Source organism: Chitinophaga sp. OAE865 (genome assembly GCF_040546735.1).
Lineage (GTDB): Bacteria > Bacteroidota > Bacteroidia > Chitinophagales > Chitinophagaceae > Chitinophaga > Chitinophaga polysaccharea_A.
Genome location: NZ_JBEPOF010000001.1, coordinates 3,372,139 through 3,388,965 on the forward strand (window position 1 = coordinate 3,372,139; position 16,827 = coordinate 3,388,965).

17 protein-coding genes are annotated in these 16,827 nt (G+C 47.3%); 13 read left to right on the forward strand and 4 right to left on the reverse strand.

Annotated elements, in window-relative coordinates; translation table 11 throughout:
* Position 1 precedes the first annotated feature (1 nt).
* From ABIE50_RS13745 to ilvD, 9 genes are all read left to right on the forward strand, one after another.
* Positions 2 to 625, forward strand: a complete 624-nt coding sequence (locus ABIE50_RS13745) for an SCO family protein (protein WP_209860623.1) — start codon at positions 2 to 4, stop codon at positions 623 to 625.
* Between the two features lie 32 nt (positions 626 to 657).
* Positions 658 to 996 (forward strand): hypothetical protein, encoded by a 339-nt coding sequence (locus ABIE50_RS13750; RefSeq protein WP_209860621.1) that lies wholly within the window; start codon positions 658 to 660, stop codon positions 994 to 996.
* Positions 997 to 1,033: 37 nt separating this feature from the next.
* A complete protein-coding gene (locus ABIE50_RS13755) occupies positions 1,034 to 1,903 on the forward strand; it encodes an AraC family transcriptional regulator (protein WP_209860619.1) in 870 nt (289 codons plus the stop codon).
* A 10-nt stretch (positions 1,904 to 1,913) separates the two neighbouring features.
* Positions 1,914 to 2,042, forward strand: a complete 129-nt coding sequence (locus tag ABIE50_RS13760) for a hypothetical protein (RefSeq protein WP_260607404.1) — start codon at positions 1,914 to 1,916, stop codon at positions 2,040 to 2,042.
* 15 nt (positions 2,043 to 2,057) lie between these two features.
* Positions 2,058 to 3,515: a c-type cytochrome gene (locus ABIE50_RS13765; protein ID WP_209860617.1), complete on the forward strand. Its 1,458-nt coding sequence runs from the start codon at positions 2,058 to 2,060 to the stop codon at positions 3,513 to 3,515.
* A gap of 12 nt (positions 3,516 to 3,527) precedes the next feature.
* Positions 3,528 to 4,853, forward strand: coding sequence for a c-type cytochrome (locus ABIE50_RS13770; protein ID WP_209860615.1), 1,326 nt, complete (start codon positions 3,528 to 3,530; stop codon positions 4,851 to 4,853).
* Positions 4,854 to 4,860: 7 nt separating this feature from the next.
* On the forward strand, positions 4,861 to 5,016 hold the full coding sequence (locus ABIE50_RS13775) for a hypothetical protein (protein WP_185937172.1): 156 nt from the start codon (positions 4,861 to 4,863) through the stop codon (positions 5,014 to 5,016).
* Between the two features lie 179 nt (positions 5,017 to 5,195).
* A complete protein-coding gene (locus ABIE50_RS13780; RefSeq protein WP_209860613.1) occupies positions 5,196 to 5,753 on the forward strand; it encodes a Crp/Fnr family transcriptional regulator in 558 nt (185 codons plus the stop codon).
* Positions 5,754 to 5,767: 14 nt separating this feature from the next.
* Positions 5,768 to 7,456: a dihydroxy-acid dehydratase gene (gene ilvD / locus ABIE50_RS13785; RefSeq protein WP_209860612.1), complete on the forward strand. Its 1,689-nt coding sequence runs from the start codon at positions 5,768 to 5,770 to the stop codon at positions 7,454 to 7,456.
* 18 nt (positions 7,457 to 7,474) lie between these two features.
* On the opposite strand, the gene ABIE50_RS13790 is transcribed toward ilvD, so the two are convergent.
* On the reverse strand, positions 7,475 to 9,721 hold the full coding sequence (locus ABIE50_RS13790) for a M60 family metallopeptidase (RefSeq protein ID WP_209860610.1): 2,247 nt from the start codon (positions 9,719 to 9,721) through the stop codon (positions 7,475 to 7,477).
* A gap of 177 nt (positions 9,722 to 9,898) precedes the next feature.
* Between ABIE50_RS13790 and ABIE50_RS13795 the strand changes: the two genes are divergently transcribed.
* A complete protein-coding gene (locus ABIE50_RS13795) occupies positions 9,899 to 10,462 on the forward strand; it encodes a flavin reductase family protein (RefSeq protein WP_354028002.1) in 564 nt (187 codons plus the stop codon).
* 1 nt (position 10,463) lies between these two features.
* Positions 10,464 to 12,059, forward strand: coding sequence for a Na+/H+ antiporter (locus tag ABIE50_RS13800; RefSeq protein WP_209860601.1), 1,596 nt, complete (start codon positions 10,464 to 10,466; stop codon positions 12,057 to 12,059).
* A gap of 168 nt (positions 12,060 to 12,227) precedes the next feature.
* On the opposite strand, the gene ABIE50_RS13805 is transcribed toward ABIE50_RS13800, so the two are convergent.
* Positions 12,228 to 12,695, reverse strand: a complete 468-nt coding sequence (locus ABIE50_RS13805; protein WP_209860599.1) for an SWIB/MDM2 domain-containing protein — start codon at positions 12,693 to 12,695, stop codon at positions 12,228 to 12,230.
* Between the two features lie 342 nt (positions 12,696 to 13,037).
* Between ABIE50_RS13805 and ABIE50_RS13810 the strand changes: the two genes are divergently transcribed.
* Positions 13,038 to 13,553, forward strand: a complete 516-nt coding sequence (locus ABIE50_RS13810) for a hypothetical protein (protein ID WP_209860598.1) — start codon at positions 13,038 to 13,040, stop codon at positions 13,551 to 13,553.
* Positions 13,554 to 13,730: 177 nt separating this feature from the next.
* On the opposite strand, the gene ABIE50_RS13815 is transcribed toward ABIE50_RS13810, so the two are convergent.
* Together ABIE50_RS13815 and ABIE50_RS13820 are read right to left on the reverse strand one after the other, a co-directional pair.
* Positions 13,731 to 14,144 carry a hypothetical protein gene (locus ABIE50_RS13815; protein WP_209860596.1) on the reverse strand — a complete coding sequence of 138 codons (414 nt, stop codon included), beginning with the start codon at positions 14,142 to 14,144 and terminating at the stop codon, positions 13,731 to 13,733.
* A 27-nt stretch (positions 14,145 to 14,171) separates the two neighbouring features.
* Positions 14,172 to 15,587 carry a hypothetical protein gene (locus ABIE50_RS13820; protein ID WP_209860594.1) on the reverse strand — a complete coding sequence of 472 codons (1,416 nt, stop codon included), beginning with the start codon at positions 15,585 to 15,587 and terminating at the stop codon, positions 14,172 to 14,174.
* A 349-nt stretch (positions 15,588 to 15,936) separates the two neighbouring features.
* On the opposite strand from ABIE50_RS13820, the gene ABIE50_RS13825 reads away from it, so the two are divergent.
* Positions 15,937 to 16,818, forward strand: a complete 882-nt coding sequence (locus ABIE50_RS13825) for a LytR/AlgR family response regulator transcription factor (RefSeq protein ID WP_209860592.1) — start codon at positions 15,937 to 15,939, stop codon at positions 16,816 to 16,818.
* Positions 16,819 to 16,827: the final 9 nt, after the last annotated feature.

Below are 16,827 nucleotides of genomic sequence, written 5' to 3' on the forward strand. Positions count from 1 at the left end.
AATGAAAAAGATCCTCCTGCTCGCATTACTGCTGTCCGCATGTAACAGGCCCGGAAAAAGGCTGCCCATCCTGGGAGAGCCTGATGTAATGGCGCATGAGCAGAACGGGAAAACGGTATACGACACCATTTACCCGGGGGTACCGCCTTTTTCGTTCACCGACCAGGACAGCCTCCCGGTAAATGAGCAGTCATTCGCCGGAAAGATCTACGTGGCGGATTTTATTTTCCTGTCGTGCCCGAACATCTGCCCGAAAATGACCGCAGAAATGAAGAAAGTATACAACACCTTCAAAGCAAATGACGGCGTCCTCTTCCTGTCGCATACCATAGATCCGGAAGATGATTCCATTCCCCGCCTGAAGGCGTATACCACCAGCCAGGAAGTAAGCGGCCCCAAATGGCGGTTCGTGACCGGTAACCAGGATACGGTATACCACCTGGCGGAGAAAGGATATTTCTCCACGGCATACAAAGACAGTACCGCTCCCGGTGGGTATGTTCACAGCGGGGGACTGCTTCTCGTTGATAAAGCCCGGCACATACGCGGCGTATATAACGGTACAGACCCTAAGGAAACAACCCGGCTTATAAACGATATTAACATCTTACTAAAAGAAAATTGAAACGGATATTATCCATATGGCTTTTGTGTGTAATGCTTTTGCAAAGCACCGGCAACTGCTGGATAGTAGCCGCATTTTATCTTAACAGGAACTACATCGCCTCAGAACTTTGTATCAACCGGTTCGATCTTATTCCTGTGTGTAAAGGCTCCTGTTTCCTCGAAAAGAAAATAAAGGAAAACGATCAGCAACAGGAAGGCAATACGGCCAGCCGGCTTAAAGAAATTACCCTGTTCTGTGAACCCTTTGATCTTGCCCCGGCAAAACCCGTATCTCCCGGAATTATCATCTCCTTTTGCGATTACCATTCGCCTTATTTCCCCCAGCTGCTGATCAGGCAGATCTTCCGCCCGCCCGCTGCCATGGCTTAACCAGTCACTATTGCGTTAAACATCATTAAGCTACTACATGAGTATGAAATCCGGCGAAATCGCTGTGTTATCTGCCGACATGTTTGACACTGGTAATGATTTTTTCTGGATAGGCAGCCCGGGATGTATCCCCGATAAGTACCCGCTGCTGGAACAGCCCCACAGGCAATTGTTCTACATGCTGCTGTGCATTGAAAGCGCAGAAGGCAGTGCGGTGATAGATGGTGTTACCATCCTGCTGGATCATCCGAAAATCATTTGTGTGAAACCCGGCAGCATATGCAGCATACATATTAACCGCAATGCCAGCGGTCACGTGATCTGCTTTACAGAAGGTTTCTTCTCCCTGAGATATAACAACAATGTATTGCTCAACTTCTCATTCCTGAATAAGGAAAATGTGCATGAGGTACGTCTGAACGCCGCCAAAGCGGCAGAGTGGAGCCACATTACCCGGTTTATGGAACAGGAATTCCATCACCGCCAGAAGGGAGCCGGCAACGTGCTGCGGTCTTATCTCAATATCCTGCTCTGTAACCTGGAGCGGCTGTTTAACCCGGTGGAAGGAACCGAGCGGAAGAACAACAAGGAAGAAAAACTGCGGCAGTTCAAACTGTTACTGGACGAGCATTTCATTGCGCATAAAACGCCTTCTTTTTATGCAGGTCAACTTAATATCACCACCAATTACCTGAATAAATTGTGCAGGGAATACAACGGGGTATCGAGCGGAGCGCTGATCCGAAAACGGATCACGCTGGAAGCCCGGCGACTGCTGCATTACACGGGACTATCGGTAGCGGAGGTGGCCAAGGAACTTGGCTTTGAAAGCGCCTCTTATTTCGTCACCTTCTTTGGAAAAAACACGGGCACAACGCCCGAGAGTTTCAGAAAAAACCAACAGTAAAAATATTTGTATGTCAATCAATGAATATAACGCCGGGCCGGGAAAGAAAAACCTGCTGGGCACCATCATCCTGTTAAACAGGATAGCAGTGGGCGTGCTCTTATGCTGCCTGATCCTGCTGTTGCTAAAATTGTTGTAGACTAAAAATCATCACATGGATTTTCCAATGTTTCACCTCGACTGGCTGAACGACCGGTTCCTCATTGCCATGATCGCCATCGTGCATGTTTTCATCAACCACGGGCTGGCAGTGGGTTTTATTCCCTACATCGCGTGGCTGGAACAAAAAGGCGTTAAAATGGCTGGTCCCACGCAGATCACAAACCCTGCCTGGGATGAAATGGTATATAAAAAAATGAAGGTGGCCTTTATCATCACTACCACCATCGGGGCTATGACGGGAGTAGGTATCTGGTTTTCCGCCGCATTGATCAGCCCTTCTTCTATCGGGAGCCTGATCCGCGTGTTCTACTTCGCCTGGTTCGTGGAGTGGCTCACCTTTGTAACGGAGGTAGTGCTGATCATGATCTATTTCCTCACCTGGAAAAACGCAAATGCCACCCTGCGCGGAAAGCTGCGTCATATCCGCCTGGGATGGTTCCTGTCCATCTTTTCCTGGATCACTATGGCCATTATTGTATCCATACTTGGATTTATGATGGACCCCGGTAACTGGAACAAAAACCATAGCCTGCTGAACGGGTTTACCAATCCCATTTACCTGCCACAGCTCTTTTTCAGAACGCCTGCGGCCATGGTCCTGGGCGGCATCTTTGGTATGTTGCTCACCACCATCTTTGGTAAAAAAGGCAGTATAGAAAGGAGCGGGGCGCTGAAAAGTGCTGCACAGTGGATCCTGGGCTGGGCACCGTTTGCACTGGCGGCAGCCTGCATCTATTACAACGCCATGCCGGAGGCCATGCGCGCCAATATGAGTACGGCAGTGGGTAGCATGGAATTTGAAAAATATTATGGATTGCTGAGTTATATTATTCCCGGCGCCGTGTCGCTGGTGGTGCTCATCAGTATCTGGGCCTGGGCGCGGCCGGAGAGTATACGTTTTGTCTTTGTACTGGTGCCCTGCCTGGCTGCCTTTGGGTTCCTCGGCATTTTTGAAAGGGTAAGGGAATTTATCAGGAAGCCTTACGTGATAGGAGGGTATATGTATTCCAATTTATTACGGGAGGAAGATTATCCCTTATACAAAAGGGATGGTATCCTGAAATACGCCACCTATGCGGGATCGGCGGTTATAACGGAAACGAATAAACTAAGTGCAGGCAGGGATGTGTTTATGTTGTCGTGCAGCCGTTGCCATACCACCAATGGCATTAATTCCATTGTAACGGTATTTGAAGGCGTATACGGCAAAGGAAAACCACTGGAGGAAAATTCAATGGAAGCATATATTCCGAACATGCACAATGGCCGTACCTATATGCCGCCCTTTCCGGGGAATAAAGCAGAGCTGAAGGCGCTGGCCGCTTATATCCGGCATCTGCAGCTGAGTGGGGAATCGCTGGAGGGAGCGCAAACCACCGGCGTAATGGTGAACCCACTGCAAAATGTGTCTGCCGCAGAGGCATTACTGAAAGAAGAAAAGAACCCATAAAACATCAAAAACATGACAGCTTTTTTGCAGGCGGGTACGCCTGTGCCAAGAGATATCCCGTTGGATCTGCCTTTGCCGGAATGGTTGCTGGTAGTATTACTGGTAGTGTCGTTCCTGGCACACATTGTATTTGTGAACCTGATGCTGGGCGGTTCTGTGCTTACCTTATGGGCGCAGCTGAAAGGGTTGAAGGATAAAGAGTACGATACCCTGGCGCATGAGATCGCGCGGACCATTACGGTCAACAAAAGCCTGGCGGTAGTGCTGGGCGTGGCGCCTTTACTGAGCATTAACGCGCTTTACACTATTTACTTTTATTCCGCCAACGCCCTGACCGGGCTGATGTGGATCTCCATCATTCCGCTGGTTACATTTGCCTTCCTGCTCACTTACCTGCATAAATATACGTGGCATAAGCTGGAGCACAATAAGCCGCTGCATATATCCATTATCGCGGCAGCGGTGTTGGTGTTCCTATTTATCCCGCTTATTTTTTTAGCCAACATTAACCTGATGTTATTTCCTGAGAAGTGGGGCACCGTCAGGGGATTCGTGAGCGCTTTGGCGCTGCCTAACGTTTTTCCCCGGTACCTCCACTTTCTCTCTGCTTCCATGGCGGTAACGGGTTTGTTTTTGTGCTGGTATTTCGGGAGAAGGAATTATCCTTTTGAACGTTACTTTACTACGCTTACCCGGTACCAGGTAAGAAAGAAAACCTATTCACTGGCTTTCGCATTTTCATTGTTCCAGTTTATGATTGGGCCGGTGGTGCTGTTAACGTTGCCGGCGAAGGGAATGAACTGGCGCCTGCTGGGGATCATTTTTGCAGGAGCCGCCATTGCGCTGCCTGCCATGTACTGGATGTGGAAAGCCATCAACGGGCCGGAGGAGCAGCTCAACAAACATTTTGGTAAAGTGGTGGCAGCCATGACCCTCACGGTATTGTGCATGGGCAGCGGCAGGCAGGTGTACCGGGCCAATGCGCTGGCGCCGCATAAAAAGCTGATGGCAGCCAAAACTGCGGAGTTTGAGCGCTTATCGGCCGAAGCAAGGATGCACCCGGTGCAGGAGGATGCGGAAACTCCGCCGGGAGAAGGAGGGAAAGGCGCTGCTATTTTCCAGGCTAATTGCTCGTCCTGTCACCGGCCCTACGAAAAACTGGTGGGCCCGCCCATGACGGAAATGGTGAGCATTTATAAAAACGATGCAGCCGGTTTGCAGCGCTGGATCAAAACGCCGGGAAAGAAAAGGGCGGGATACCCGCAAATGCCCGGCTTCCCGCAGTTGTCAAAAGAAGATCTGAATGAATTATCTGTATATATTCTTTCCATTAAATAGCTTTTATATGTTTATCATAGCCATTATACTATTGCTGTTCTGTATCCTTCGACTGGTGATCCTTATCAGCAGCACGGTGCAGTTATTATCAAAAGATGCGGAGCTGCTGAAAAAGCATGCAGCGGAAGAAAAAGATTACCTGCTGATAAAAGGGTTTTATTAATTGAAAAGAGCATGTATCAGAAATAAATGAAAGCGTGGAGCTTCGCTTAAACAACAGCCGGCCTTCATCAGGCATCCGGGTAAAAGAGGATATATCGTACTTTGATATATCCTCTTTCGATTTTGACCAAGGTCAATGTTTTTTAAAAAGGTTCGCTGTAGCTTTGGTATATGATAACAATGCTTGCAGATCTGATACGGGAAAAAACATCGCTTGACGATGAAGAGCTAAGCACAGTATTATCCTGCTTCCATACTGTCGAAGTTCCGAAAAACAAATTGTTATTGGAGAAAGGAGTGGTAGCCGACCGGATTTTCTTCATTAATAAAGGTTGTCTTCGTTTGTATTACAGTAACGATAATAATGTAGCTACCCGGTTCATGGCATTTGAGCATACTTTCTTAACGTCTATTGTCAGTTTTATTTCGAGGGAGCCTTCACCTGAATATATACAGGCTGTGGAAGCTTCTGAACTGCTGGTGATTTCCCATCATGATTTTTTCCGGTTAAGGAAAACAATACCGGCATGGGATAAAATGTATATCTATATACTTGAATACGGGTTAACTGTGATCACCTCCAAACTAAGCAGCCTGCTTACACAGAATGCCACCGAGCGGTACAGGAACCTGCTTGAAAATAATCCGGAACTGATACAAAGATTATCTAACGCCAATCTCGCCGCTTACCTGAACATTTCTCCTGAAACGCTCAGCAGGCTGAAATCACACATGTAATAAAATTCAACATCATGTCAGCAATACTCAACAGATATTCACGCGTGTTAACGCAGGACGAAACATTGCCCGGTGCAAAGGCTATGTATTATGCCATCGGTTTTAGGGAGGAGGACTTCAACAAAGCACAGGTAGGCATTGCAAGTATGGGTTGGGACGGCAACCCCTGTAACATGCATCTCAATGACCTGGCAACAGAGGTGAGGGATCACATCAACCAGACCGATGGGCTCCTGGGTCTGCGCTTTTATGCGGCCGGTGTTAGTGACGGTATCAGCATGGGCACGCCAGGAATGCGTTATAGCCTGGTAAGCCGCGATCTGATTGCGGATAGCATTGAAACAAATGCCGGCGCGCAGTATTATGATGCGCTGATTACAATACCCGGTTGCGATAAGAATTTGCCTGGTTCAATGATGGCCATGGGACGGCTCAATCGCCCTGGTATCATGTTGTACGGAGGTGCGATTGCGCCGGGGCATTACCAGGGAGAAGATATTAACCTGGTAAGTACCTTTGAGGCATGGGGCCAAAAAGTGGCGGGTAAAATCAGCGAGGAAAACTTCAAAGGGATCATCCGGCATGCATGTCCGGGCGCCGGCGCCTGCGGAGGTATGTATACCGCAAATACCATGGCAAGCGCTATAGAAGCTTTGGGAATGAGCCTGCCCTATTCTTCGTCCAACCCCGCTGTAAGCCGGCAAAAAAAAGAAGAATGCGCCGCCATCGGCAAGGCCATCAAACTGCTGCTGGAAAAGGATATTAAGCCCCGGGATATTATGACGCGCAAAGCCTTTGAAAATGCCATTACCCTGGTGATAGCGCTGGGCGGCAGTACGAATGCCGTGCTGCACCTGATTGCAATTGGCAAAAGTGTGGATGTGCCGCTTACTCCGGACGATTTCCAGGATATCAGCAACCGTGTGCCGTTGCTGGCGGATTTTAAACCCAGTGGTAAATACCTGATGCAAGACCTGCATGAGCATGGCGGAGTGCCTGCAGTGATGAGGTATTTACTGGAGAAAAAAATGCTGCATGGAGACTGCCTGACGGTTACCGGTAAAACCCTGGCAGAAAATCTGGAGAAGGTGCCGCAGCTGGACTTCAATAAGCAGAAAATAGTGATGCCACTGGAAACTCCTCTTAAACCGGGCGGACATTTGCAGATATTATACGGGAACCTGGCGGAGAAAGGAAGTGTTGCAAAAATAAGCGGGAAAGAAGGTGAACGGTTCTGCGGACCGGCCCGCGTTTTTGATAACGAGGAAGCTTTCAGCAAAGGTATTACATCGGGTAAGGTGAAAGCAGGTGATGTGGTAGTTATCCGTTATATCGGGCCTAAAGGCGCACCAGGCATGCCGGAAATGCTGAAACCTACAGGAGCCATTATCGGCGCAGGACTGGGCAAAACCGTGGCATTGATCACAGACGGCCGGTTCAGTGGCGGAACGCATGGTTTCGTGGTAGGACATATTACACCGGAGGCCTCAGAAGGCGGGTTGATTGCTTTGGTGGAAGATGATGACCTGATAGAGATTGATGCAGTAACCAACACCCTTAACCTGAAGGTGGCAGAAGAGGTGATAGCAGTGCGCCGCAGCAAATGGGTGAAGCCCGCAGCTAACGTAAAGAGCGGGGTATTGTTAAAATACGCCCGGGCCGTAAGCAGCGCTTCTGAAGGATGCGTAACTGATCTTGCATAGGAGTCGTTTTAATCATTACTATTTCAGCTCCTCCGGCAACCATAGGGGATAATTACTCACAGCGTTCTTCGCTGTTTCTCTAACAGGTACCTGCCACTTGTCAAAAAAGAGCGAAAGGTTTTTCTGCGTGGCAGCACAAATAGCCGTAAACCAGTAATCCCTTTTATCTTCTTCTGTTACCGGATACTGAGAAGCAGGCAGGGCGCGGTATTTTTTAAACACCGCTTCAACAGGTTGCCAGCCAAAACCTTCAATAAGCTCGATGTACATTTTTAAAGCAAGGAACGGATCTTCACAAAATTTATCAAAGCCCGGTTGTTCTTTCATATACTTACGTATATCATCCATTACCGCCTGTTTACCCGAAATATTTTCGTGGTTATAAAGCCCTTTATGTAATACGTGATCATATACATACATCGTGTACAGGTTTACGGTTACTTCGCCAAGGCCATTGAAATCAATACCCCAGAACTGGTGACGGTGGCCCAGTTCATGAAAATGACCCCATGAGCCCTTTGCACGCAGCTGCTGTTCATCCAGCATAAGGGTGCAGCTTTCATCATCGGGCGCCATGATTTTATAGGGGGCAGTATACATATAACCGAAGGCCACCTGCTGGTCTATGATGATCCTTTCCGGGTGAACCCTGTCGGGGGCGATATCTGCCAGTTTAGCATCGGCATCCATTACCTCATCCCAGAACTGCAGGAGCTTCCCGGGATCATCCAGCTGACGGATACGATAGGAGGGTACAGTGAGTATAATTTTATCGGTGGCCAGTTCCGCCCAGGGCCCGGGATACTGGCGGATGGTCTTTTGCCAGTCTTCCCGGCTGGTAACGCCCTGTTTGAAATAAGGGCTTTTAACGGCGCCCTTTACCTTTACAGTAAGCGTTTTCAGGGAAGAGGTGTCTGGAATATTGATCATCAGCAGGCCGCCGAAAGGAGAAAAGATAGTAGTGACCATTTGTTCCAGTTCAAATGTCCTGGTGAGGTTATCAATATGACGGGTGAAATAAGTCATGTGGCTGAGGTCATCTTCATGCACGCCTATCTGCGCTTTCAGGTGCAAGGGAATACAGTTTGCGGGTATGGTCACTGTTACGGTATCGCCCGCGGCCACATACAGGCCGGTGCTGTGCCACCTGTAAAAAATTCCATCAGGTTCCAGTAAACCCTGTGCGCCGGTTTTTACGGGGATCACTATTTGTTCATTTACTCTCGGAGCAGTTTTGCTTACCTCGCCGGGGAATATTCTGCTGGCAGGATGTATGTACCCTGTGTCAGGATGCGATTGCTGGCGTTGTGTAACCAGGTAGTTCTGTACCCGGTAGATTAACATGCTTTTTACATCATTTTTTGAAACAGGATGTTGGGGAGAAGGGATAACGGGCGCCTGCGATGTTTCGAATAATGCCCTGATCTTATTGGATATGGCAGATGTACCGGGATTATTGAACAGGTAGTTGGCGATGGTACTTGAGTAGCTGTCTGCCTCCGCAGTGGGGGGAATAAACCCTGGTGTTTTAAACTCGTTCAGCAAAGAAGTGATATGCACGTAAGCCGGGATAGGGTTGGTAGTAAGCCAGCCTTTTTTGTCATCCGGTTTTGCCGTAGAGCTGACGTGAAACATGCCTGCCTTTCTGAACAGCTGGTTCAGCCCCATTTCAAAATAAGTGACCTTTTGCCGGTTTAGCATGCCGGCAACGGGAGAGCCGAATATGAGGGAGCCGCCTTTTCTTACAAATGCTTCCAGGTTGTTTATTTTAACGGAATCGGTAACATCCTGTGTAATGATAATAATACCTGTTGAGGAATGGATACTAACGGTATCGGTTATGCTTTTATATCCTTTTGGGAATGTTGGAAGATCCATATTACTACCCCATAGCTGTATGGTATTGCCTTTGGTATTGGCTGCCCAGGCAATGGCATTTTGCAGCAGCTGCTGTATATTTTTATCGTTTGAAAGCGGTTTTTTAAAATACTGGTCCGATCCTGTTATCAGTATCCTGCCTTTACCCAGCCGGGAAGTGACGATAACAGGCAGGTGCTGTTTGATTTCTTTTTCAGTTGCGGAAGCAATAATAACAGGTATTTCGCTGATGGGAATGGTGAATGCTGCATCATCAGGGGCAGGCGGCAACATTATCTTTTGCACTTTATTCAGCAGTTGTTTTTGATCGCCCTGCCGGGCATATAAGGAATGATGAAGAAAGATAAGGCATAGAAGGATACCGGCGGCAGTGTTTCTTGGTGTCATGAGCTGGGTTTAATAATAAACTAATGTCAATTTAATAAGAATAAACATAGCTGCGGGGATCTTCCCGGACTAGACAGGAATATTATAGCCGGTCTGACATTAAACAGCGGCACGTGTTGTGTATGATTATTGCGGATGTTGTGTATTATAGCAGTGACACTAAATGCAAATCATACAATGATAAAACGAGCCTATAAGAAAGCCGGCCTGCCGGTATCGGAGATCCGCAGGTTCCTGGAGCCTGGTCCTGTTGTGCTGGTAAGTTCCCGCTGGAAGAACAGTACTAATATTATGACCATGGGCTGGCATACTGTCATGGAGTTTTCTCCTTCATTGATCGGATGTATGATCACGGCTGCCAATCATAGTTATGAGATGATCCGGAAAAGCGGGGAATGTGTGATCAATATTCCCACCGTTCACCTGGTGGAGGAAATTGTGGGCATTGGCAATACCACCGGCGCCCGGGTGGATAAGTTCCGGAAATTCGGGCTAACCCCGGAAGAAGGAGCGGTGGTGAAAGCGCCGCTGATAAAGGAATGTTACGCCAACTACGAATGCAAGGTGGCTGATACACAATTGCTGAAAGGTTACAATTTCTTTATACTGGAAGTAGTGGCGGCACGGGCTGCGGTGTTTCCAAAATATCCTAAAACGGTACATTACAGGGGAGAAGGTATCTTCATGGTATCAGGAAAACATATTAACTTGAGCACTAAATTCAAACACCAGAACCTTTAGTATGCTCGCTACCGTTATAGAATACATTTTACTGATCTTTTTTATTCTGTCTCTGGTGATGATCGCCCAGAAGCTGAAAATTGCTTACCCCATCGTACTGGTGCTGGGTGGACTTGCGCTTAGTATGTTCCGGTTGTTCCCTTCTATTCAGATCAACCCGGAAATGATCCTGCTTATCTTCCTGCCGCCCTTACTATATGAAGCGGCCTGGTATACTTCCTGGAAGGAGTTGTGGCGGTGGCGGCGTGTTATTTCCATCTTCGCTTTTCTGATAGTGATCTTTACCTCCGGGGTAGTGGCGGTAGTGTCGCATGCGCTGATCCCGGGATTTTCGCTGGCGCTGGGTTTTGTGCTGGGAGGGATCGTGTCGCCACCGGATGCCGTATCTGCCACTACTATCCTGAAATATGTGAAAGTGCCTAAAAGGCTTTCCTCCATCCTGGAAGGGGAGAGCCTGATGAATGACGCTTCCAGTTTGATCGTATTCAGCTTTGCCAGCACGGCCGTTACCACTGGCGTATTCGTATTGCAAAATGCGGCGCTGAGCTTTGTTATTGCGATTGCAGGGGGAATTGCCATCGGGTTGCTGGTAGGGTTATTATACTATGCTATCCACCGCTGGTTGCCTACCGGTACAGATATGGATGTGATTTTAACGCTTACGGCGCCTTATGTAATGTATATCTCCGCAGAATATTTCCATGGGTCCGGGGTGCTCGCAGTAGTGAGCGGAGGGTTGTTCCTCTCGGCCCGGAGCCAGCATTTTCTTACATACCGGAGCCGGTTGCAGGGAGCCAATGTGTGGGCCACGCTGGGATTTATGCTGAACGGACTGGTATTTATGCTCATAGGGCTGGAGCTGCCGGTGATCATTAAGGAATTGGGCACTGTTAGTCTTTCTGAAGCTATTAAGTACGGTGTTATTATAACCGTGGTGCTGATCGTGACCCGTTTGCTTTGCACCATGTTTGCCTCGGTGTTCACTGTATTTATCAGCCGGTACATCACTACTGCCGATAACCGCCCGGGCTGGAAAGGGCCATTGCTCCTGGGCTGGGCAGGTATGAGGGGCGTGGTATCACTGGCGGCGGCTTTATCCATCCCTGTGTATATGGACAATGGTCAGCTTTTCCCCCAGCGCAACCTGATCCTGTTCATCACCTTTACGGTGATACTGCTTACCCTGGTGGTGCAGGGGCTTACGCTGCCGGTGCTGATCCGGTGGGTGAAAATGGAAGACCCGGATAATGAGCTGCCTGCTGAAGAGCAGGAACGGATGATCCGCGACCGGCTGCTGGAAGGAAGCATCCATTTCCTGGATACGCATTTCAGCGAGGAGGTGAGGTCGCATGAAGCATTAAAACAGCTGCGCGACGACCTTGAGCACCGCAAAGCAGTGGCCATGCACAATAAAACGGATGGGGTGGATCATAAGTTATACAAGAAAGTATACCTGAAGATGCTGGATCACCAGCGTAGCATATTACACGAACTGAACAGGGACCCTCATACCTCGCATGAGCTGATCAGGAAGTTTCACGAGCTGGTGGATATTGAAGAAGAGATCCTGAGAATGAAATATGATCATGCTTCCTGAAAAAGCCAGGTCATTCCGGGCTTCACAGGGCATACCCGCCGGTTACTTTGGGCTTCGTAAATGAAATATAAATATGCTTCCTGGAAGGGCGTAGCATATCGGCAGGGGAGCTTCCGGGTTTCTCCGGAGGCGCCCGCTCATGGCCTGTTCACCTTTCCTGCCGGTAATTTATTTCACATGAACACTGATCACTTTGGCCAGGTCGAACATGGAGATCTGCTTTTTCCCGCCAAATATTTTACCCAGTTTATCATCTGCATTGATCATGCGCTTGTTGGCGGTATCCTGCAGTTTATTGGCTTTGATATAGTCCCATACTTTCTTAACGATCTCTGTTCTTGGCAGCGCTTTATCGCCAATAACGGCCGCCAGGTCAGCGGAGGGAGACAGCGGTTTTTTCAGGCCTGAATTGCCGGATGCGCCGGCAGCGGATTTTTTGGCAGGACTAGCCTTGGTTGTCGCTGCACTTTTCTTAGCCGGAGCAGCTTTCTTAGCCGCAGCTTTTTTGGCTGGCGCAGCCTTTTTAGCCGGGGCTTTTGCAGCAGCTGCTTTTTTAGGCGCAGCGGCTTTCTTTGCGGCTGTTTTTGTAGTGGAACCTGTTTTGGATTTTCCTGCAGTGGTTTTCTTTGTTGCCATTTTTTTGTGTTGTTTTAAGATGATATTTATTCAGTTTTTCAGATGACCTTTTTCATTTCGGGTCAGCGTTCAGGGTAATACCGTTTTAAAACGCAGGTATCCCCTGTATTGTTGCAGCATGTAGCACATAAAGGCCAGGTTGTTTCCGGGCCGTTGCGGCATAAAGCAAAGGAGCACTCCGGTAAGCATCCCGTGAAACCATCAACACATATGCCAGTTTACGGCAGTCAGACAGGCAATTTCTCCGGTTGTGGCGGATCTGATCGCCTTTTGTTATTGGGTGATTGCTGGCTAAAAACAATACAGGCCCGCTTTTAAAGCACTTAATTGTATCTTGCCACCATGAAAAGGAGTGATTACCTGCGGCAGGGAAAGTCCGAAAATTACCAGGATGCAGAAGCAAAGGGCTTATTAAAAGCCGGTGAGGCGGCGGTATTACTGTCGAAGAAGTTCAATATCAGAATATCGGCGAAGGAACTGGGCGTATTTTCCACAGAATGGCACCACGCCGGCGTTTTTAAGGGAGCAAAGAATGGCCGGTTGATCGGCCGCAAAGTTTATTTCTTTTCGGCAGCTGCGCTTAACAACATCTCCCTGGATGCCATACTGGCCAACAGGAATAAGGCAGCGGAAAAACCGCTGCCGGACAATAGTCCTGTGCAGGGCTGGTACCCGCAGTTTTTTCGTATGACCGATCCCGTTACCCGCAAAACCTTCCCCAAACCCTTTATCGGCATTTACAAGGGGCCTGCTTCCAAAGCGCCGAAAGGCTTCCGGCCATTGGCGGATGAAGCTTTCGCCGCGGCGGAAAAACAACGGGGCAAAGCATTGAAACCGGGAGAGGAGCCCTGGTCATGATCGGAAGAAATACCTTCCGATCTTTCTTTAATTTCTTAAAATTATATTGATAATCAATTAATTGTGATTTTGTATATAACGGCAGGGTAGTATCCTTTGCGTATATTTGGCGGCGTTGTTATTATATACAAAACGGCCTCACTGAACCGGTAAGGCTGAAATCAGTAGCCGTATTTTCTACTCCAGCAGCTCCGAAGACGGCGTTAATTTAAAATTTAACACAAGGCTATCGCCTTTGGAGAGCGTAATCTTCTTTACCGATAGTTCATTGTACATAAGCGCTGCGCCTGCAAAGTTATATTTTCCTTCAGCTAACTTAAATGTGAACCTCCCTGCTGAATCCCCCTGATAACCCTTGCCGTTTATTTTGATTCTGGTCAATATACTATTGGAATAACGACGACCTTTTGTGCTTATTTCTCCTGTTACAATGGCACTGTCGTCACTTTCACCTACGCGTTTTAGTCTTATAGCTTCCAACTCATTTCCATTCTTTTCTGAATATTGTTTGGTACCCTGCCCTGATTTATACCATGATCTGCAAGCACCTAAAAATAAAAGGAGGGATAGACTTATCAATAGTTTATTCATATTCAATGGTTTTAGTTGTTATTGCATTTAGTTACAGGCTCTTTTTCCTTTGGGTGATACAGTGGTACCATCGCTTTGTTCTACAGATGACGCAGTTTGTTCCGCCTCAAGAATTGCATTTATTCTGTCTTGGTCTGCCTGTGGTAACCTCATAAAGTACCTGGTAGTCTGCAAGCCACCCCAGGCCATATCCGCGTAATACTGACTATTAAGTACATAACCCGATGCCCGTCCAAATAATTCCAGGTTGTGAGCTATGTCATTAATAAATGATCGTACTATCTCATTGTGGTGTGCCTCATTTAAATCAGTTTTTCCGGCCACGAATTCTTCAAACAATTTTGGATAGTCCAGCTTTGCCTTCTCTGCATCACTTTTAAAGGCATTGACCAGCCAGGCATGAATGCCTTCATGTAGCATGGTTCTTGCAATTGACAGGTCTGTTGCAGCCTTCAGATATCGTTCATCAAAAGTAGATATTACTGATTCCCTGTAAGGTAAATTATTCGTATTAGCATTTGTCTTTCTTCCTGCGTCTCCTATCACCAATGTCCAGCTAAATGTGGCGATCTGCCCTGTAAAATTATCAATAATTGTTGCAAACTCCCCCGTCCTTATTGCCAATAATTTATTGAAGATGTTCCGTGCGCACGCTGGCAAATTGAGTTGATTTGCGCGCTGATCAAAGCTTTCTAGTAGCTCTTCTTTTGAAATAGTTACCGTCTCAGGGTCCAGGGGCGCAGGCCAGCAATTACAACCACCGCCACCTCCTCCAGTATTGCCGCCACTTGTACATTGGGTTGTGGAGTAATTGTAATGACAATCCGTTGGATAACTACCTACCTTAACACAATTGTACCAATCGGTCGTAATGCAGGTTTGTTCCGTTGTTACATTCCTTTTACGCTTATCAATTACTGTCGTAACCACATTGTATTCACGACCATTCTCATATTTGTAACCCGATTTGATGGCTCCGTCCCAATCTTCAACTATTATCGTACCTGAGAAGGCATCTTTCTTTGAATTCTTGTCCGGAAACAGCAAAACGACATCTGCCTGCTTAACCTTATTCTTATCACTATAAACTACAAGAAAGGACGTGCCATTAAGCGACTGCTTTGTTCCGCCCATATCGGTTGTTGTATATGTATTAGGAAGGTTAAGTGGCACGACTACTGTTTTTCCCCATCTTAGGTCCTGGACATTCGCCATTCTCCAATTTGCAATTTTGCCTAGGGGAAGTCTGTTGTTGCGCTCCACAATTGGGTTTTGTGTGAGCTTATCAGGCAATACTTCCTTCAAAAAATAATTTTTTGCATCTTGAATCAGACGGGTATCAGGGTCTATCGAAGCTGCCTGTTCGTTATTTTTATTGCAGGCAAGAAATAGGTACAACAGACATAAGGGGGTAAGTAGAAACAATACAGATTTAGTTTTCATAATTTTTTTTTGGGTAACATCGCTAAATGCTGATACTGGAATAAAGTAAAATATTTTCACATAGAATAACCTCTACATGCTCTCTCAATCTCTTGAATTTGTGTTTATGTGATGGCATAACCTGCCATCATACATAATAGATGGGACCTCCCGGGTTAATTAAGAGGTGGTATAAATATATGATAATTTAGTATTGTCCGGATAAAATAAATTTATAAAGCAAAAAAATGACTCATTGACCGCTTCAGGCGTAGCTTCTACTTAAAACCCCGGGAGCTACCCCACTTTTGACAGCGATTTCCCATTCCGGCTTTTTTGCTTAACTTAATTACAGTAAATCATCCACTACATGAAAAGCTTACCTACTTTGCCACTTATTTCCAGGTATGCTGCAGAGCAACCCCGCTTTACGTTACTGGATTCCGTAGCCAACAGGATTTCCCTGATCGTATTTTGCAGCGTTTTCAGTTTCCTGTTCATGTACATCTTTCTGCCATTTAATATTAACATGTGGTACGAAGGGCAACAGCTGTCGCTGATGGCATTGTTCTTTATTTTTACCCTGTGCGGGGTACTGGTGCTGAGCATTTCACAGTTCGGCCTGTACCGCCTGAAGTGGCGCCGCAGACTCACTAACGCTACTTACCTTTGCTGGTTTGTAGGAGAAATAGTGGGTATCGCGGTAATGGTTACTATAGTGGATGTAATTCTTGTAGATACCTTTTTCCTTACCTGGTCTGAATTTATTAATACCCTCCGTTATATCGCCCTTATTTTACCATTGCCTTACTGCATTGCCCTCCTGTGGTTCTTTACCAGGGAGAAGATGGCCCAGCTCCGGAGCCTCGAAAAAGAACAGGTAACCAAAACCATAGCAGATCCCTGTATCCTGATCCGCGATGAACATGATAAGCCCGTACTTACCCTGCACCCGGGCAAACTGCTGCTCATGAAAGCGGAAGACAACTACGTGCAGGTGTTTTACCTCTCCGGGAATACTATCAGTAAAGAACTGGTCAGAACCTCCCTGAAAAAACTGGAGACTTACCTGTCTGCCGGTACTTTCGTGCGCGCACACCGCTCATATCTTGTAAATATCTCCAAAGTGGTTCTTTTTAAGAAAAATTCAAAAGGACATTACCTGGAACTGGAAGGGCTGAGCGATATCAGCGTGCCGGTATCGGCCAGCTGTTTAACCGCCTTCCAGGAACGATTCGCCCCCACGCCCTGATTTTACCCC